General features: G+C 39.3%; 17 protein-coding genes. 2 read left to right on the forward strand and 15 right to left on the reverse strand.

Features of this window, described 5'->3' with window-relative positions; genetic code table 11:
* Positions 1-32: 32 nt before the first annotated feature.
* From A37Q_RS0102925 to A37Q_RS14490, 4 genes are all read right to left on the reverse strand, one after another.
* Complete coding sequence (locus A37Q_RS0102925) at positions 33-1,556, reverse strand: DHA2 family efflux MFS transporter permease subunit (RefSeq protein ID WP_018298776.1); 1,524 nt, start codon at positions 1,554-1,556, stop codon at positions 33-35.
* 67 nt (positions 1,557-1,623) lie between these two features.
* Positions 1,624-2,286 (reverse strand): DedA family protein, encoded by a 663-nt coding sequence (locus A37Q_RS0102930; protein WP_018298777.1) that lies wholly within the window; start codon positions 2,284-2,286, stop codon positions 1,624-1,626.
* 123 nt (positions 2,287-2,409) lie between these two features.
* Positions 2,410-2,715, reverse strand: a complete 306-nt coding sequence (locus tag A37Q_RS0102935) for a hypothetical protein (RefSeq protein ID WP_018298778.1) — start codon at positions 2,713-2,715, stop codon at positions 2,410-2,412.
* Positions 2,716-2,957: 242 nt separating this feature from the next.
* Entirely contained in the window at positions 2,958-4,316 is a 1,359-nt protein-coding gene (locus A37Q_RS14490) for a flavin monoamine oxidase family protein (RefSeq protein WP_018298779.1), read from the reverse strand.
* 189 nt (positions 4,317-4,505) lie between these two features.
* Between A37Q_RS14490 and A37Q_RS14495 the strand changes: the two genes are divergently transcribed.
* Both A37Q_RS14495 and trmB read left to right on the forward strand, forming a co-directional pair.
* Entirely contained in the window at positions 4,506-5,501 is a 996-nt protein-coding gene (locus A37Q_RS14495) for a hypothetical protein (RefSeq protein ID WP_018298780.1), read from the forward strand.
* Between the two features lie 69 nt (positions 5,502-5,570).
* Positions 5,571-6,260, forward strand: coding sequence for a tRNA (guanosine(46)-N7)-methyltransferase TrmB (gene trmB / locus A37Q_RS0102950; protein ID WP_018298781.1), 690 nt, complete (start codon positions 5,571-5,573; stop codon positions 6,258-6,260).
* Positions 6,261-6,318: 58 nt separating this feature from the next.
* Here the strand turns inward: trmB and A37Q_RS0102955 are convergent, their stop codons facing one another.
* The 11 genes from A37Q_RS0102955 to A37Q_RS0103010 form a co-directional block, all read right to left on the reverse strand.
* Entirely contained in the window at positions 6,319-7,083 is a 765-nt protein-coding gene (locus tag A37Q_RS0102955) for a hypothetical protein (protein ID WP_018298782.1), read from the reverse strand.
* Between the two features lie 330 nt (positions 7,084-7,413).
* The gene (locus A37Q_RS0102965) at positions 7,414-7,977 is read right to left on the reverse strand and encodes an OmpH/Skp family outer membrane protein (RefSeq protein WP_018298784.1); all 564 of its coding nucleotides are present in this window, start codon (positions 7,975-7,977) and stop codon (positions 7,414-7,416) included.
* A 33-nt stretch (positions 7,978-8,010) separates the two neighbouring features.
* Positions 8,011-10,401, reverse strand: a complete 2,391-nt coding sequence (gene bamA, locus A37Q_RS0102970; protein WP_234393902.1) for an outer membrane protein assembly factor BamA — start codon at positions 10,399-10,401, stop codon at positions 8,011-8,013.
* 88 nt (positions 10,402-10,489) lie between these two features.
* Complete coding sequence (gene dxr / locus A37Q_RS0102975) at positions 10,490-11,671, reverse strand: 1-deoxy-D-xylulose-5-phosphate reductoisomerase (protein WP_018298786.1); 1,182 nt, start codon at positions 11,669-11,671, stop codon at positions 10,490-10,492.
* A 3-nt stretch (positions 11,672-11,674) separates the two neighbouring features.
* Positions 11,675-14,278 carry a DNA gyrase subunit A gene (gene gyrA / locus A37Q_RS0102980; protein WP_018298787.1) on the reverse strand — a complete coding sequence of 868 codons (2,604 nt, stop codon included), beginning with the start codon at positions 14,276-14,278 and terminating at the stop codon, positions 11,675-11,677.
* Between the two features lie 94 nt (positions 14,279-14,372).
* A complete protein-coding gene (locus A37Q_RS0102985; RefSeq protein WP_018298788.1) occupies positions 14,373-16,229 on the reverse strand; it encodes a ribonuclease catalytic domain-containing protein in 1,857 nt (618 codons plus the stop codon).
* 119 nt (positions 16,230-16,348) lie between these two features.
* Positions 16,349-17,212, reverse strand: a complete 864-nt coding sequence (lpxC, locus tag A37Q_RS0102990; RefSeq protein ID WP_018298789.1) for a UDP-3-O-acyl-N-acetylglucosamine deacetylase — start codon at positions 17,210-17,212, stop codon at positions 16,349-16,351.
* Positions 17,213-17,298: 86 nt separating this feature from the next.
* A complete protein-coding gene (locus A37Q_RS0102995) occupies positions 17,299-17,901 on the reverse strand; it encodes a LysE family translocator (protein ID WP_018298790.1) in 603 nt (200 codons plus the stop codon).
* Between the two features lie 94 nt (positions 17,902-17,995).
* On the reverse strand, positions 17,996-18,679 hold the full coding sequence (locus A37Q_RS0103000) for an HAD family hydrolase (RefSeq protein WP_018298791.1): 684 nt from the start codon (positions 18,677-18,679) through the stop codon (positions 17,996-17,998).
* 91 nt (positions 18,680-18,770) lie between these two features.
* A complete protein-coding gene (rnhB, locus tag A37Q_RS0103005) occupies positions 18,771-19,334 on the reverse strand; it encodes a ribonuclease HII (protein ID WP_018298792.1) in 564 nt (187 codons plus the stop codon).
* A 4-nt stretch (positions 19,335-19,338) separates the two neighbouring features.
* Positions 19,339-20,073 carry an RNA methyltransferase gene (locus tag A37Q_RS0103010; RefSeq protein ID WP_018298793.1) on the reverse strand — a complete coding sequence of 245 codons (735 nt, stop codon included), beginning with the start codon at positions 20,071-20,073 and terminating at the stop codon, positions 19,339-19,341.
* Positions 20,074-20,092: the final 19 nt, after the last annotated feature.

The raw sequence follows: 20,092 nt of genomic DNA on the forward strand, positions 1-20,092 counted from the left end.
TTCTAAAGTAAGGGCATCAAATTTGCAAATATCTAGTGCTCCATACTAACAGCGGTATTTTTTGGCTTTTTCAGCATAAAAATAAAAGGAATTGCAACCAGCAAAAGAAGATAAGACAAATAAGACACATCATCAAATGCAATGATATTCGCCTGCGGCAAAATCAATTTTACAACCTCAGCTAAAGTATGTGGATCCTCTGCACTCCAGCTCATATGCTGAAGCCACATATGATAATCAGGGTTCATTGTATTTATCTTTTGTATCATACTATGCCATGCGACCTGTGCTTGCTGTGTCAGTACAGTCACCATCACAGAAGTGCCCACAGAGGTGCCTAAATTTCTAAAGAAACTAAACATCCCACTGCCTTCAGCTAATGCCGCTGGTGCCAATGTCTGTAAGGCCATCGTTGAAACAGGAACAAAGAAAAACCCCATACCAATCCCTTGAACAATACCAGGATAAGTTAAATTCCAAGGATCTGACATTAAAGGCACGCCTGCATACAGGTAATTACCATATGCTGTAATCAGAATCCCCAATAAAATAATAAGCCTTAAGTCTATCTTCTTTGCCAAAGGTGTGACAAACACCATCGCAATAGCAGCTGCAATACCTCTTGGTGCCATTAATTCACCAGAGAGGGAAGCAGAGTAGTTCATATAGCCTTGCATAATAAGTGGCTGTACCGTCATCATACCAAAAATGCCCGCAGTATATAGCACCAATAAAATACAGGAGGCCGCATAATTTCTATCTTGAAATAAATGAAGGTTCAAAATATTTCTAGGTGTTATCCAACCGCGTACAATAAAAATAATGCCAGCAATGATCCACGTTAATAAGAGACCCAAGATAAAGTGCGAGCTCAACCAACCATCTGTGTTGCCTCGATCAAGGAAAATTTGTAGCGTTGATATCGTAATGACCAATAGCGCTAGACCTATCCAATCTATCTTCACTTTTTCACGTTTGGTCTCCGTGATAAATAACAGTGTCATTAATATCGCTAATAAACACACTGGAATGTTGATATAAAAAATCCAGCGCCAATTCATCCAGTCTGTGATATAGCCACCCAGTGTTGGCCCTAATACAGGCGCAGCCATAATGCCAATACCCCATACTGCCATTGCCTTGACTTGCTCTTTTGGTGGAAATGTATCTCGCAGCACATATTGAGACAGAGGCACTAAAGAGGCTCCAAAAATCCCTTGCATAATACGAAAAAAGACCATTTGGTCTAAAGATGTAGACAATCCACATAACATCGAAAAGATTAAAAAGCCGACGATGTTAATTAATAAAAGGCGCTTGCGTCCAAAAATACGCACAAAAAAGCCCGTAAGTGGCATACAAATTGCTGCTGAGACAATATAAGAAGTAACAACCCAAGAGATTTCATCTGTACTTGCCCCCAAGGAGCCCGCCATATCTTTTAAGGCCACATTGACAATCGTTGTATCAATAATTTCAATCATAGCCGAAAGCATGACGGTAATGGTAATCAACCACTTTGCAGCGGTTGATATTGTATGGTGTTTTTCAGACATTCACTGTCAATCGGTCAAGAATAATGAGGCTATTTTAGCCTGATTTAATGTTATTGAATAGCCTGAATCATTTCGGCGTTATTTTTGCCTCTTTTTTCAATCTACGGCGACGCTTAATGAGCTCAATAATCGCAGGCGTGATAGAAACAATAATAACTGCCAAGACAAGATAGCTAAAATGCTCACGCATAAATGGAATATTACTAAAGAAGTAGCCGATATAGACTAAAGAGCCAACCCATACAAATGCAGCAATCACACTTAGGATCATAAATCGCCTGTAAGGCATTTCTCCCATGCCCGCTGCAAACGGGGTAAAGGTGCGCACAATCGGCACAAAACGTGCAATAATAATCGCTTTAGCACCATATTTTTCAAAGAATTGGTGCGTTTTTTCAAGGTGCGAAGTCTTGAGGATTTTCGCATCAGGTTTAAAGAGCTTCTCGCCAAATAAATGCCCAATCCAATAGTTACAGTTATCCCCTAATATCGCCGCAAAAGCCAACACAAAGATCATTAAATGAACATTTAAATTTGTGGTTGCTGTGACAATACCGACTGCAAAAAGAAGGGAATCTCCCGGCAAAAAAGGCATGACAACCAAACCTGTTTCACAAAAGATAATCAGAAATAAAAAGGCATATGTCCACAAACCAAAGGTATTGACCAATGTATTCATATGTACATTTAAGTGAAGTACAAAATCAATCAGATATTGTATTGTGTCCATCTGGTCTATATATCATTTTTAAAGTTGCCACATTATAGCGAGAGTTTGCTGATCTGGCTATCTGCAATAAAGCATAAAGGGGTGATTGAACTTGATATGGCTTGTTATGAAGTATTCTGACTGCTATACAAACTTCTCAGTGGGCCATTTATGATACAGTATATTATATCGATCAATGCGTGCTGCTTTAAGATGTTTCCTATAACGATCCAAATAGAGTTTAACCGCTGGTGGTGGCGCATCGCTTTGCAGGCGAATATGATATAAGCGGCACCATTTTTTTACTGTTACAACTTTGCAGCCAATAATTTCAGACACATTTTGATAACTTAAATTTTGCGCTGAAAAATCTGATAACACACTTTGTGCCGAACGGTGGTACACAGCCTGTATTTTATTGGGCAAACTATCTTGATATTGATTGGCCATTGCACATACCTCTACATTTATCCTCGAGTCAACAAATACTCTAGAACATTCCTTTATAGTAATTTATCTACAAAACAAAGCTACTATATATCCTAGACGCACATTCCATAACTTAATATTATGAAAACTTATCACTCAGAAATATTATCTTATTTATGCAAGTACATATGTAAGAGATACGCCATAAGGTATGTACGAGATTTAATTTAAAATATAGCGACAATTTGACTATTTACAACAAATTATAGGTAAATATTCTCCAATGATGCTGTGCGCTTTCTTATATCTTCTGTAAGTAAATCCGTCTGTAAAATATCATAAGATGCACGAACGCCACTTAAAAAGGCACCATGTACTGTTGAGGGAAAATAGCGAGAAGTCGCCTCGCCTGCAAAAAATACCTTATTATCAATTGCATCTGCAAGCACCTCTCTTTGCTCCACATTTACACCAACAGGCAAATACGAGTACGAGCCATAGCTTGTGTTATCTTTTGACCACCTAGTAATGTATACATCAACTGGTTTAGGCACCTTGCCATACATATTTTTAAGCGGCTCAATAATCTTCTCAATCAGCGCCTCATCTGTTAACGCTTCATATTCTTTTGCCATCTCTCCTGCGGTAAATGCTACCAAAATAGGTTTTTGAGTTAGTGGATATAGATTTATCATCTCCCTTGCAATTTGATGGTCATTAGATAAACAGGCAATACTTTGTGCATTTTCATCCCAAAATACATGATCAAAAGCCAAATAAATCTTATCCAAAACGCCCATTTTTAACACTTGCAGTGCTTCTCTTTTCTCCACAGGAAGGTAAGGATCAAAGCTGATATCTCCTCGTTTTAAGACTCCTAACGGCGCGGTAACAAGCACATAATTACTAGTGTACTGCCTATCTTTAGTCATCACTTGAACCATATCCCCACTGTAATCAATCTGCTGGACTTTTTGATTTAACTCAATCTTAACGCCTTCTGCTAGCAAATAAACAATTTGTGCATACCCCTTAGGAAAAAGCCTGTCATGACCAGCAAAGTCATGATCTGCGTGATAACTCTCAGCAGAAAGATCATCTGCCTCGGTTGCGTATTCATATAAAATAAGCGTATCGACAATATACTCAAGTTGCTTGATACTATTGCTTTTGAGCACTCTTTTCTCAATAAAGTCATTTTTTAATGACTCAATAGAACACAGATGCATATTTGTTTTTTTAGTTGTACTGCTTAAAAAGTCTAAAAAATCCGCCATCAAGTTAGCAATTTCAAGCTTCTGTTCTCGATTCAGTCGCTTGAAGTCTTTATCAAAAATATCTCGCTTAATAATATTATTGGGGGAAGAACCACACATCTGGGAGCGTTTTGTTTCAACATCATGCTTCATGGCCAAACGGGTAATTGGGTTTTCCTCAATCCCATGAATCCAAGAGGCACCTAAATCAACCGTTGCTCCAGCAAAGTGAATACTATGGATGCGCCCTCCTAATCGATCTTTTGCCTCAAGCACCAATACATCAAACCCATTTAAACTTAAATTCCTTGCCGCTGACAATCCAGCGATTCCACCACCAACGATAATCACATCATATTGCTGCATACAAACCCTTTTGCGATACACATCACTACACTATCAAGCATAAAGTATTTCTTTGCTATCGGCGAATCATTTTCCAAATAAGCACAATTATACTTTTATTTATTTGGGTTCCATTTGAAATTTTGATACCATTTTCTCTAGCGATTACTATTGCATGTTACACTTAGTATACTTTCGGGGGAGAGAACAATGAAAAGACTTGTCTTACTATGCCTTAGCATTATATGCATACAAAATGCCGTGGCATCAAACAATAGTCCACAGATCTATCTTTTTCTTGGCGGTGACAGCCCATGCAAGCATTTACAAATTTTAAACCATCCAGAAATTACCGGTGCGCAAGTTATTTATAACTGGAAGCGTCTAGAACCCCAAAAAGACACCTACAACTTTGAAGGCATTTCAAAAGACTTACAATGTTTAGACAACATTCATAAAAAGCTTTTTATTCAACTGCAAGATCGCTCTTTTTCTCCCGAAAACATCCCCGTTCCAAAGTATTTACAAACAGATGAATATCACAACGGCATTGCCAAGCAAACTGATAACCCCGGTGAAAACAAGCCACAAACAACAGGCTGGGTAACAAAGCAGTGGCAGCCAAGAGTACAAGCGCGTTTCCAAAAACTCATTGCAGAGCTTGGAAAACATTTTGATGGCAAAATCTCTGGCATTAATCTACCTGAAACTGCCATTGATACAGACCATCAAACAAACGCTTTTTGCCAAGCTTATTTTAACTCTATCTTAAGCAATATGAGCGCCTTGAAAAAAGCCTTTCCCAATAGTTACGCTGTCCAATATGTGAATTTTATCCCATGTGAGTGGAATAATAGTGAGCACTATATGTCGAGACTATTTAGTTATGCAATCAAACATCATATTGGCCTTGGAAACCCTGACACCGTTCCGTATCGAAAAGCGCAAATGAAAAATAGCTACCCATTTTTTCATCGTTACCATAAGGCGCTTTCTGTTGTGAGCATTGCAATTCAGTCACCTGATTATACTTATACCAACCCCAAAACAGGCAAAAAGTTTACCGTCGCTGAATTATATAATTTTTCTAAGAACTATCTTGGCGTAAATATTATCTTTTGGAACATTCAAGAACCTGAGTACAGCCAGAAAGTACTCCCTTTTTTGCAACGTGAAATTCATTCTCAAAGAAAACAATCCTCTTGAGATTTACAACATAACACTCTACCATAGCGCTTTTAGATGATTGTTAATATAACAGCCTAATACAGTAATATGAGTGATATAGAGAAAAAACATCTTCGAACAGTCAAAAGTTTTGTCAAACGCGCTGGGCGCATGACTCAACGTCAAACAAATGCACTTGAGAAGCATGCTGATAGCTATTTAATTCCTTATCAGCCACAAAAGCTAGCGCTAGAGCGCATTTTTGAAACAACACAAAATATCGTCCTTGAAATTGGCTTTGGCATGGGAACAAGCTTGATTGAAATGGCAAAAAACAACCCACATATCAATTATCTTGGTCTTGAAGTACATGAACCTGGTGTTGGCAATATACTTGATTTAATCCATCAGGAAAAACTGACCAATCTAAAGGTGGTGATGCATGATGCCGTTGAGGTTTTAAAATATAACATTGCACCTCAGTCACTTCAAGGCATCCAGATATTTTTCCCAGACCCTTGGCATAAAAAGCGCCACCATAAGCGCCGCCTTGTTAACCCTGAGTTTATTACTATTATGTCAAATGCACTCGCCAAAGGTGGATTTATTCACTTTGCCTCTGACTGGCAGCCGTATGCCGAGGAAGTTTTGGCGCTTTTCACAAACGCTCCCGAGCTCATAAATCAGTTTACCAATTTTGCCCCAAGACCAGAAACAAGACCACTCACTAAATTTGAAAAGCGTGGACAAAATCTTGAGCACCCTATTAAAGATATAATATTCACTAAAATAGATTAGCTCTACAATTCAATTAAATAGTCAGTTGATCTGCTCCAGATTTCACTTCAAAACTCGTTTACCATGGTTTAGCGAATGATTTGCCGGGTGAGCGTATAGGTGAGTTCTCAGCAGATGAAACATTATACATCTCTTGATTAAGAGGTAGCACATTTTCTAAAAAAATGCCTACATTTGCATTATACAAATATAAATTATTTTTCCGATACGCTCCTACACTATCAATAGTATTTAAAAAATACCTGATTCCAACTGGTTGTTTCCCTAAAAGGTTTGAGCCATTTTGCTGAAACCATCTAAAGTAGTGCCCACCGCTTGCTTTTCTTAAATATTGAAAAGACATTGCATGTCCACCTTCAGTTATCCTGCCTACCATATAAAAATAGTGTACTTGATTTTCCTGCAACTGATTGAAATATTCTTCCCAGATATGGAGCTCAGAGTCTTTTGGTATCATCTGAGGCACACGGTCCACCTCAAATATATTATGTTTACTTAACAGTTGAAAGAGGGTTTGAGAACGATAGCCAGCTGCATGTTCAAAATTACATGTCACACTCCCCCAGAGTGATTTATTGGATAAAGCACCTTCCTGAGTAAATTCAAAGAGAAATTTTCTCATTGCTTCATGCCTAGCATCATTAATACAGCTTAAATCATAACCTGTGCCCAAAAGTAAGCCAAAAAAGGCATAGCTCACACATGGGCCGTGCTTGAAGCCTGCATTCCACATCCCATCACTAAATGACGCCAAAAAGTTACGATAATCAGTGGTTAATATTTGGTGGCTAGTCGCATTATATTTGGGAAAATCCAATGGCATTTATTTCTCCAACGATATTCTATTAGAGAAAATGATAGGCCATGAAAAAACAAAATATAGATGAGTTATGCTCTGAAATAAAAAAAGGTGAAACCAAAGATCACCCGAAACATAAATATTTTTTCACTCAAAACTGGGAAATATCAAATTAATTGATATAAAGTTGACTTTTTTTAACTGATTTTATTTACAATTAAAAACTTAGTGCTTATATTCTAATGCAGGCAGAGGACTTCAGCCCCCATCTGAAGCGCTCAAGTATCTTCCATACCCCCTCGTGAAATTGAGCAAGGATCCTCTGCCCCTAAACTGCTTACTGAATTAGCTTATTTACTTTTTTGTATCCGCTTTATCTGCATCATCTTTTTTAGTTGGTGTAGCTGATTTCATAATCTCAACAACATCACTTGTTACATCAACTTTAAGTTCAGGTGCCGCATAAGCCACTGCTTGTGAGCTTAATATCAGCTGATAGCCATCTTTTTTAGCAACTTGATTGACTGCATCACCAAATTGGCTTTGGAATGCTTTAGCAATCTCCTGCTCTTGTGTTGCTTCACTTTGTCTAAAGCTATTTGCCTTTTGTTGGAAATCTTTTTGTGCTTGCTCTAATTTTGCTTTTTGCGCATTTAGATCCGTTTGCGTTAAAGTCGGTGCATTTGTTTGCAAAGTTTGCATCTTTTTCACTAACTCATTTTGCTCATTTTGCAGCTCTTTTGCCTTTGGCTGTAATTTTTTTTGTAGTGCTTGGATGCTGGCCTCACCTTGTGGTGCTTGCTGATAGATAATCACGGGATTCACCACACCAACTTTAATAGAATCCATTTTTGCAGCGGCCATTGCCGTACCTGCCATTGCAATTGTTGCTACACCTGCTGTTAGTAATTTTTTCACTGTTTGCTCCTTAATTATTACTTAAAATCAACCTTAAAAAGTCTGCCCTAGTGTAAACTGGAATATCTGAGTGACATCACCTGATTGTACATTGAGTGGTTTTGCTAAACTAAAGGCCATCGGTCCAAGTGGGGACAACCATTGGAATTCAACACCAACAGAATAACGCAAATTAGAGAACGTTGGTGACTGATCACCCTGCGTACCCGGCCATATTGGTCCACCATTATCATAGTTTGGAATATTATACGTGTTATAAACATTACCCATATCAAAAAAGACACCCAAGCGCATATTATGGCTGTCTTTAATCCCCGGGATTGGAAAGAGGATATCTAAATTTGTATACACATTTAAGTTACCACCAATGGCATTGCCTTGTTCAGCAGAACCATCATTTGGAACATAAGTATCAGAAGGACCCATACCGCCTTGGGCAAAACCACGGACAGATCCCCAGCCGCCACCATAGAAGTTTTGGAAAAATGGTAAGTAATCCGTTTTTCCATAACCATTACCATAACCAACGCCTCCTTTAAGAGACAAGGTAACATCACCGATAATTGGATGGAAGTAACCAGCAGATGACGTGATTTTATACCACTGTAAATCACTGAAAGGTACAGAAGCGGTTCCATTAATGCCAAAGGTTGTCCCATGTGTCGGGAAAAAGGCGCGGTTGGTTGAGTTATGGTTCCAACCAAGATTTACAGTAAATGTATTATAAGAAGTTTTTCCACCATTTTGATTAACAAACCACTCAACTATTTGAGAGGTACCACCTGTTGGTTGCAATACCTGAGTATGATCGATACCACCGCCAATACTGACTGAGTCAAATGCAGAGGTCGGGATACTATACCCTAAATTAGCACCATATTGATTTAAGCGATAATTGGCAATATCCGTGTTACTGTAATCTGTTCTTGATAAATAAGTACTGATAGTTTGACTGACACCAGATTGGGTAAAGAACGGATCAGTATAGGACATATTCAAGCTTTGATAAACACTTGATAAGTTAGCACCTATCGAGAACTGATTTCCGCCTCCAAGCAGATTTGGCAGCGTCAGGTTTCCACCAATCATAAATTTATATAACTGGGAGTAGCCTAAACTAGCACTAACAGAATTCGCACTTCGCTCTTTAATGTCATAGTCCATATTGACCAAATCATCCGAGCCTTCTACAGGTACTTTGTTAACATTTACATCCTGCACAAATGGTAATCTTTGCAGTTTGATTTTTGACTGGTCAATCATCGACTGATTATATACCCCTGATTCAAAATACTGCATTTGGCGACGATATACATAGTCATCTGTGACATTATTGCCCATAAAGTTAATCTGATTAATGTAAACCTTTTTACCCGGGTCAATATAAAAAGTTAATGCAACTGTTTTATCTTTCTTATCCACTTTTGGCAATGGGTTCACAGTCGCAAAAGCATACCCCTTATCCCCCAGTGCTTCTGTAATCGCCTTGGCACTATCAAGCACCTTCTGGCGTGAGAATGCCTCGCCACTATGGATAAGTAATAGCGCCTCAAGCTTATCCTTTGGAATAACAAATTTGCCCTCAAGCTTCACTCCCGTCACGGTGTAAACACTGCCTTCATTCACATCAAATGCAACATAAGCATTTTCCTTATCTGGCGTCAAAGATGCCTGCTGGGAAGTCACGCGAAAATCTAAATACCCTCGATCCATATAATAGCTACTCAAACCTTCTACTGATGAGTTCATCGTTTTAGGTGAATAATCTGTGACTGAACTAAAAAGTCCCCATAAATTCCAGATAGACGGCGTTCTAAAGGTAATACTATCTAAAAGATCACTCTCAGAAAACGCCTTTGAATTCACCACATTAATGCCACGAATAACAGCTGTTTTACCCTCTTTAATATGAATTTTAATGGCGACTCTATTTCTAGAGAGGGGAACCTGATCAATCGTTACCGTTGTTGAGTAATAGCCCATCAAGGCATACTGAATCAAAAGTGATTGCTTAATTTGGAAAATCACCTCAGGATTCACAGTGTTACCAACATCAAGCCCTGCTTGTCTTAGTACTTTTTGCAAATCTTCATTTTTGATTTTCTCATTACCATCAAAATCAACTGAGCTGATAGCTGGTCGCTCTTGTACTTTAACAATCAGCTCATTGCCATCTCGATACATTTCAACATCTTTAAAAAAGCCACTTTGATAGAGATTTTTAATCGCCTTATTGGTATCATCAACTGTGACAGTTTGACCTTTTTGAATCCCTAGATCATTATATACCGTATCCTCAGAGATACGCTCTAGACCTTCTACTTTAATCTTAGAGGCAACAAATTCGCCATCAGCATAACCAAAGGTAAATGGAGAAGCACATAGAAGTGTTAACAGCAAGGTTTTTCTTAGTGATAAGCTCAAGCTAATCTTCCTTTTTAATTTCATTATTTACTTTATATTGGCGCAGGTTTACCATTGAATGGACGCACATTTTTCTAATCACATTTAATCATGTGTACATTACATCATCAAGCAAAAAACGCTGTTTGATAAAATCACGTGTTTTTTGGTCAATTTCGATGACATCTTCAATCGTTTTTGCCGAGCTGAAATGCAACTCTGCTAAAGTTTGTTCAATATACGCTATTATTTGCAAGTATTGTATCTTTTCTGCCAAAAAAGCCTCGACAAGCACTTCATTTGCAGCATTAAAAATAATGCTTTTGACATAGTCTTTTTCACCTAGCAGTGAAAACACCATCTCCAACGCTCTAAATCGTATAAAGTCAGCTTTTTCAAAGGTTAAACTTGTCGCACATAAATCAAGTGGTGTCACATTAACCGCTTGGCGCTCTGGGAAGAAAAGTGAATAGCCAATCGGTGTTTTCATATCAGGGGAGCCAAGCTGAGCAATATAACTACCATCGCAATATTTCACCATTGAATGTACAATACTTTGTGGATGAATCAACACTTCAAGCTTATCAACCGAAACATTAAAAAGCCAATATGCCTCAATCACTTCAAGTGCTTTATTGACCATGGTGGAGGAATCAACTGAAATCTTCCTGCCCATTTTCCAATTTGGATGATTGCAAGCCTCATCCGGTGTAATAGACTCTAAATCTGACAGTGCTTTATTTCGAAAAGGTCCACCAGAGGCCGTTAGAATAACCTTATCGACTTCTTTTGCATGATATTGATTGTCAGTTAAACATTGGAATATCGCATTATGCTCACTATCAACAGGTAAAAGCGTAGCGCCATTTTCTTTGACTGCTTTCATAAATATATTGCCTGCTGCAACCAAAGACTCTTTATTGGCTAAAAGTACCTTTTTGCCAGCGCAAACTGCGGCATAGCTGGATTCAAGTCCTGCCATGCCAACAATAGCAGCCATGACAATGTCGACTTCATCTGCCCTGGCTATTTCAATCAGCGCTTTAGCACCAAATAAAACGATGGTCTCCAAGCCCTCAGATTTCAAAGCATGTTGCAATTTATCAGCAAGCGCTTTTGTTGCAATCACCACATATTTAGGCTGAAAATTTCGTGCCTGCTCCAGAATCTTATCATAATTATGATGTGCTGATAGCGCATAAACATTGAACTTATCTTGATTATCTGCAATGATCTTCAGTGTATTTTGACCAATTGAACCTGTTGCCCCAAGAATACTAATTGTCTTCACAGCTTAACTCTCAGCGTTATCATCTGGCTCTATAGCATCATCTAGGTTATCCAAGGGTTCATCTTCATCTTCATCATCATTTTCAACCACTTGCACACTGACAAGCTTTTCATCTTCTTTTAGATTAATAAGCTTAACCCCTTGTGCAGATCGACCTGTTTCACGTACTTCATTGGCATGGGTACGGATTAAGATTCCCTGATCTGTCATCAACATAATATCATCGGTATCGGCAACAAGATTTGCTGAAACCACAAGACCATTTCGCTCAGAAGTTGAAATAGAAATCACACCTTGTGAGCCACGGGCTGTTTTACGATATTCATGGACAGGAGTACGTTTTCCAAAACCATTTTCAGTTGCAGTTAACACCATACCTTGATCAATGTCCGTCACTATAAGCGCAACAATCGTGTGTTCATCTTGAATGCGCATGCCGCGCACACCTCTTGCAGTTCGACCCATTGCACGAACATCTTCTTCACTAAAACGTATCGCTTTTCCAGCATCTGAGAACATCATAATTTCTTTGTGTCCATCAGTAAGCTCTACGTGTAAAAGCTCATCGCCTTCATCGAGCGTAATCGCATAAATTCCGCCTTTTCTTGGGCGAGAGAACGCTTCTAAGTCAACTTTTTTAACGGTGCCTTGTTTTGTCGCCATAAAGACATGATGGCCTTCTGTATATTCAGATACTGCAAGCATTGCCGTGATTTTCTCACCATTTTCAAGCGGCAAAACATTATTAATTGGTTTACCTTTAGCTGCACGACCTGCCTGTGGAAACTCATACACTTTACTCCAGTAAATTTTACCAAAGCTTGAGAAGCAAAGCATCGTTGCATGCGTTGAAGCAATAGAAAGCTTATAGACAAAATCTTCCGATTTCATCTGTGTTGAGGACTTTCCACGTCCACCGCGCTTTTGTGCATTATAATCACTTAAAGGCTGTGCTTTGACATAACCATCATAGGAAAGTGTTACCACCATATCCTCTTCAGTAATTAAATCTTCATAGCCCAAATCAAGCTGGGATGCGATAATTTCAGAGCGTCTCTCATCACCAAATTGTGCTTTAACGTCTTCTAACTCTTCACAGATCACTTCTAATAAACGCTTCACATCTTTTAAAATCAAAATCAGCTCTTCGATTTTAACCAAAAGCTCTTTAAATTCACTTAATATTTTATCTTGCTCAAGACCGGTCAAACGATGCAGCCTAAGCTCTAAGATCGCATCAACTTGTGCTTGCGATAAGAAATACGCTTTATCATGAATGCCATAATGTGAGGCAAGTCCCTCAATTCGATAGAGCCCCTGATCAACCCCTGCGAGCATCGATGCCACAAGCTCACCATTCCAAGAGCGCTCCAAAAGTGCAGCTTTTGCCTCTTGTGGTGTTTTAGAGGCTTTAATCAGTGCAATCATCTCATCAATATTAGACAGCGCAACAGCAAGTCCCTCTAAAATATGGGCACGCTCTCTGGCCTTTCTTAGCTCATAAATCGTTCTTCGTGTCACAACCTCTTTGCGGTGACGGATAAACGCTTCTAGTACTTCTTTTAAGTTCAAAAGCTTCGGCTGGTTATCAACAAGCGCAACCATATTTACCCCGAAGCTGAGCTGCATTTGTGTCTGCGCATAGAGATTATTTAAAAGTACTTCAGGGACTTCGCCTCGCTTAATATCAATAACGATGCGCATTCCATCTTTATCTGATTCATCGCGAAGCTCTGAAATACCTTCAATTTTCTTATCTTTAACCAGCTCAGCAATTTTCTCAATTAAGCGTGCTTTATTCACCTGATACGGAATTTCAGTAACAACAATTTGCTCACGATCTGTTTTTTTGTCCTGCTCAATCGATGCTTTGGCACGCATAATCACACGTCCTCTGCCTGTGTTATAAGCATCGACAATTCCCGCTCTGCCGTTAATGAAAGCACCCGTTGGGAAATCAGGCCCTGGAATATACTCCATGAGCTCACTAATGCTCATTTCAGGATTATTAATCAGCGCAATTGCGCCATCGATCACTTCGTTTAAATTATGTGGCGGAATATTAGTAGCCATCCCAACAGCAATACCTGATGAGCCATTGACCAGTAAGTTTGGCACTCTTGTCGGCAACACATCAGGAATGGACTCAGTCTCATCATAGTTAGGCGAGAAATTAACCGTTTCTTTATCAATATCAATTAAAAGTGAGTGGGCAATTTTAGACATTCTCACTTCGGTGTAACGCATTGCTGCAGGTGAGTCACCATCAACAGAACCAAAGTTTCCTTGACCATCCACCAACATATAGCGAAGAGAAAAAGGCTGCGCCATACGCACGATTGTGTCATACACTGCTGTATCACCGTGTGGATGGTATTTACCAATCACATCACCGACAACACGCGCAGATTTTTTATATGGCTTATTATAATCATTACCAAGCTCTTTCATCGCATACAAAACGCGTCTATGCACAGGCTTCAGGCCATCTCTAACATCCGGAAGGGCACGCCCAACTATGACACTCATAGCATAATCAAGATACGACTGCTTTAACTCCTGCTCGATATTAACAGGAGAGACTTCGTTGGCAAATTGTGTTGTCATGAAAACTCTGATATTCGATAACTAAAAATAGTGATTAATGATATCATATTTTGCTAAATGACTAAAGCGCGAATCCTTGTGTGAATCGCAACATTTATTCAGCAGTGCTTTGCATAACTTTAAAGTAAACATCTTGCGTAGAAAGCTTAACCTGGCTCACAGCAATCATAATCTTCTCATCAAGCTCAACGCTTTGTGACAAGGTGAGTTTTTTGATTAGTGAAAGCTCAGGGATAAACACAGTGACGCGATTGTTATTTAACTTCTCAATGATCACCGCTTCACCTTGCCAGTTTGGGTTTTCCAGAAGATAGACACATTTGTAGTGATTGTTAGAAAAGCTCTCTGCTTGCCTTGCTGATTTTATCCCGGCTTCAGACTCAGCAATACGCTGCAAAACTTCCTCGCCAGACAAAAGCGGCTCTTTTTTTAAAAATGCTCTTAACTGCTGGTGCACAACCAAATCAAGATAACGCCTAAGCGGACTTGTCGCTTGCACATATGCATCAAGCCCCATGCCGGAGTGTACATCTGGTGCGCTCTTATACACGCCTTTTTTAAGCCGTCTTCTCACTGCAAACATCTCAGAGAGATGCTTTGGTGTTTTTTCTTCCTGTGATAGATCTCCCTCAGGCTGCGTTGAAAACGGCAGTGGAATGTTATTCAGCTCAGCATAGTGCGCAACGGCAACCCCTGCCATCAACATTGCATCTCTCACCATAGAGCGACTTTTTAATGTCTCAAGCGCTGTTAACTCCACCGACTTTTGCCCATTTGTTTCTTTTAGTGATAGTTTAACCTCTGGAAAATGAAGCTCGACAGCCCCTTTTCTCTGGCGATGCTCGGTGAATATATTTGAGTATTCAACAAAACTTGAAAAAGGCGCCTGATCTAACTTTTTCTCTGCCTCTTCATAACTCAAACGTGAGACTTTCACCTCAGATAAACAAATTTCTATATCCTGAAGCGTACCTGTATCATCAATTAAAAAACCAACCGACAGTGCAGGTGAGCTTTCATGTAACCCAAGCGCTAAGCGCTCAGTAATTTCATGCGGCAGCATAGGCACAACACCTTCAGGCAAATAGACATTACTGCCACGTGATCTGGCTTCAATATCAAGCGCACTTTGTGAGTGAACCAATGAGGCAGGATCAGCAATATGCACCCACATTTTCCGCGTTGTTTCATCAAAACTTATGGCATCATCTGGATCATTGCTGCCCTTATCATCAATAGCAAAAGCCTCAAAAGCCTTTAAATCAACACGCCGCTCATCTTGTAAAGACCCCACCTTAATCTCAGGCGCAAAAGAGGGTGCATCAAAGCGCTCAGGATAAGGATTACTATAGAAATTCCAAAATCCAATATCTAATAAAATTTTATGGGCATTTTGCGCTGTTTCTTCTTTTTGCAGCAGTTTGACAAAGCGACAGGAAGCTACCTTCCCTTGCGCCAATTGGACAATTTCTTTAATAAAGGGTAAATCTTCTTCAAGATACTGATTAGTTTCAAGCCTCGAGATAAATGCCTCAATGGCGGCTTCTTTTGCGGCTTTCTCTTCGATCGTTTTGATAATTTTTTCAACAACTTCTTTACTATTAACATGAATTTTTCCACCTTCAGCACTAAAATGTATGCCTTTTGTAACCTCTTGCCAAGTTGCATAGGCGGTTATTGGTGTGTACTCCCCATAGATCAGCTCACTTAGCTCTGAATAGCTCGTATCCTGCCCTTCTAAAAGTTCCCATGCTTCACTCAATTCACCTTGATGTAAACTCTGATCCAAAACAGAAAAGTCATCAAATGACCCTTGATGCAACAGTAACACATTCTTTTCGGGCAACTTGATACATTTTTCATCATCAAGCATGATTTCAATTTTCTTCTCCAACTCCGCTATCACGCGTGCCGGCTTGTTTTTGAAAATAACAAGGCTATTTTTTTGCATTTTTTTATTATTTCATCAGTTAGTGAACATTTGTATTTTAACAAAATTCCTTGTTTCAAGGTATGTACTTTAATCTATTTATTGAGGATAGCCTCACAAGCTTGATTACATATTAACTCTTACACATACTCCCAAGCGGTTTTATCTTGATACAAAGCTCTTAATAATTTATTGTTAAGTGTATGCCCTGATTTATAGCAATTAAAACGCCCAATAATCGCTCCACCGACATAAAAATCCCCAATAGCATCTAAGAGCTTATGCTTTACAAACTCATCTTCATAACGAAGTCCCTCGGGGTTAGCTACACCATCAGGGCTTACACCCACTGCATTATCAAGAGATGCCCCCTTGGCAAGATTATTTTTATGTAAATATTCAAGCTGTTCCACAAAACCAAAAGTTCTTGCTTTGCTGACAGTGTCAATATAGGTTGTTTTGTCCAACTTGAAATCAACCACACTTGGAGTGTTTGCAATAACAGGATGATCCCACTGAATTTCAAACCGATAGCTTGTCTCATCAGCTGGTAAAAGTTCAGCAAATTTATCCTCATCCTCAACACGAATTGTTTTTAGCACCTTAATAACTTTGCGCGCTTTATCCTGCTCTTTAACGCCTATTTGCTCCAATATATCCACAAATGGTCGACTACTACCATCCATAACCGGCAATTCAGCGCTATCAACTTCTATTATGATATTATCAACTTCATATACACAAAGCGCTGACATCAAATGCTCAATTGTCGATACTGTCACACGGTTATCCTCTGGTGACACCAAAAGTGTACACATCACCGCTTCAGTAATATTAAATGGCGCAATTTTGACATCTTGATTTCCGCTCAAATCGGCACGCCTAAAAACAATGCCTGTATCTACAGCTGCGGGCTTTAATATCATATTTACATTCACCCCTGAGTGCAGACCAATACCGGAGATATTCCCTTCTTTTGCAATGGTTTTTTGATACTTTGTCATATAAATAGTTTGTCGTTTTAATGTAGCTTTTTATATCATACCATTGAATAAATGAAATTGAATCACCCGTATATGCTAAGCTCGAATTAAATAAAGTTAATAATGATAGATAGGATCAGAAGCACCCCCATCGTAACACAAAAATACTGTAGCGCTTTTTCATTTTTAATCAGCTTTTTAATGACGCGCCCACCGATATACCAAACGCCCAAACTTGGAATATTAACCACAAAAAAAATCAGCGCCATCAGTAAAATTTGCCCATAAAGGCTGCCGCCTATTGTGGTATAGGTTGAAATAGCCGTAATGGCAATAACCCAAGCCTTTGGATTGGCCCACTGAAAAAGAACAGCCTGTAAAAAGCTCATGGGGTTGACTGACTTTCCGCCCACCTCAATTTCTTTTATTTGACTCGAGGCACGCATAATTTTCCAAGCAAGATATAACATATACACTGCGCCTACATACTTTACAATGCTATGAATGACCGGATAGGCAGTAAATACCTCTTTCAATCCCATACCAAGAATGATCACCATAATAGGAAACCCACAGCAAACACCAAAGTAATGGGCAAAGGTTTTCTTCATGCCAAAACGTATTGATGAAAGCATAATCATCAAGGTGTTTGGTCCTGGGGTTGCCAGTGCTGAAAAAGCAAATAAGATCAGGGCTAAAATAAGGCTCACTATCAGTCCTTAGAAATAACATCATGTATTATTCAATAGAGAAAATATAAAGGATATTAAAACAAATGTACAGCGGCTAAAAAATATTTGTTGATTAGCTGGCAAGTAGCTTCTCTTCCCAGCTTAACACCTCCCAACCTCGTTGTTGTGCCAGCATAAATAACTTTGGATCTGGATTAACGCAATAAGCCTTATCAGCAAATGCCAGAAGTGGCGCATCATTAATTGAATCTGAATAAAAAACACTTGTTTCGTACATAGTTTGCTGCTGTTGCCGCCACAACTTAAAGTGCTCGCATTTTCCCTCTGCAAAGCTAATCGGCTCAATAACCTCTCCTGTATAACAGTGGCTATTTTTTTCTGTCTTGATACCAATGATATTATCTTTTTCAAAACCTAATATCTCCCCAATTGGTCTTACCAACTCCTCAATACTTGCAGAGATCAGTAATAAAGCATCTCCTTGGCGCTGATGTTCCTTGAGTTTAACCAAAGCCTGAGGGTAGATATACTGCGGTATCATCGTATGGACAAAGCGCTTAAAGTGCATCTTCATCTCAAGGGCATCTTTCCCTTTAAGTGGTGAGAGCAAAAGCCGAGAGTAGCCGATCATATCCGACTCACCCTGCCTATAGGCTTCATCAAAACTATTTTTTTGCTTTCTAAATTGCTGTGGATTGTCAACAAAGTGGTGTGAGCACATATACTCAATCCACAAATTCGAACAATCCACTGAAATTAAAGTATGATCCAAATCAAAAATCGCTACGCTTGCCATAAGCTCCCTACTTAATGTTTCACCTACCTTGTCAGTGTAGCAAAAATTGCATTTGATATGTGATAGAAATAACAAATATCAAAAATCGCTATCAGGATACCAAAAGCCTTGCCACAGGTGAGAAACTTTTTCGATGTATATCAAGCGGCCCATAGCGCTCCAACGCTTCCATATGGAGCTTAGTTGGATAGCCCTTATGCTGATCAAAGTGATAGTTTGGATAGGCTTTAGCATACTCAAGCATTTGTCTGTCACGATAGACTTTAGCGAGAATAGAGGCCGCACTGATTTCAGCGAATTTACTATCTCCTTGGATAACAGCTTCTGAGAAAAATTGCCACTTTGGTAAATGATTCCCATCCACTAAAACTTTATCAAAATGAATATCAATTGCCGCAACTGCACGGTGCATAGCAAGGAGGCTCGCCTGAAGGATATTAATATTATCTATCTCCTCAGCACTACTCTCAGCGATGTGATAGCATAATGCTCTAGCAATAATTTGATCATACAAGACTTCTCGCTTTTTACTTGAAAGCTTCTTAGAATCTGCCAAGCCTTCAATTGGGTCTTTGGGGTCTAAAATCACAGCTGCAGCGACGACAGATCCGGCCAAAGGTCCTCTTCCTGCTTCATCAACACCAACGATAATCATCTACTTATCCTTTTAATTTGTGCTCAACCGCTGATAAAAACCCACGCAAAATATTCACTTCTTGAGACTCCAGCTGTGCACGCTGATATAACCGCTTTAACTTATCAACAACATGGCCCGGTTTATCAGGATTTAAAAAGCCACTGTCTATTAAAGTACTCTCTAAGTGCGTATAGAAACTCTGAAGCTCTTTGCTTGATGCTTTGTCACGCATATGGTTCACATTTGGCGTTGCTTTAATATTTTTTTCAATTTGATATTGCTTATAAAGCTCATAGCAAAAGACTTGCACCGCCTGTGCCAAATTCAGCGAATTATACGTTTCATTTGTTGGAATATAGGCATGTTTGTGACACATCAATAGCTCATCATTATAAAGCCCGGTTCGCTCTCGACCAAATAAAATAGCCGCCTCCAGCCCCACTTTAGCAACATCTAGTGTGCTTTTGGCTGCCTCTTCAGCGCTTAACATAGGCAAATCCATCCGCCTTGTTCTTGCACTTGTGCCAATAATCAGATCCACTCCATCAAGCGCTTCATGTAAGCTTGTCACCACTTTCGCACCTCTCACCAACTCATCTGCATGTGAAGCAAGCGCCTCAGCATGATCATCTGGGCGTTTTTTAGGATTCACCAGATACAACTCAGTCAATGACATATTGAGCATTGCTCTGGCAGCTTGACCAATATTCCCAGTGTGTGAGGTTTCTACTAAGACAATACGTATTTTATTTAACATCCAAAATTCGAACTATCAC

It is taken from the genome of Fangia hongkongensis FSC776 = DSM 21703 (genome assembly GCF_000379445.1).
Taxonomy (GTDB): domain Bacteria; phylum Pseudomonadota; class Gammaproteobacteria; order Francisellales; family Francisellaceae; genus Fangia; species Fangia hongkongensis.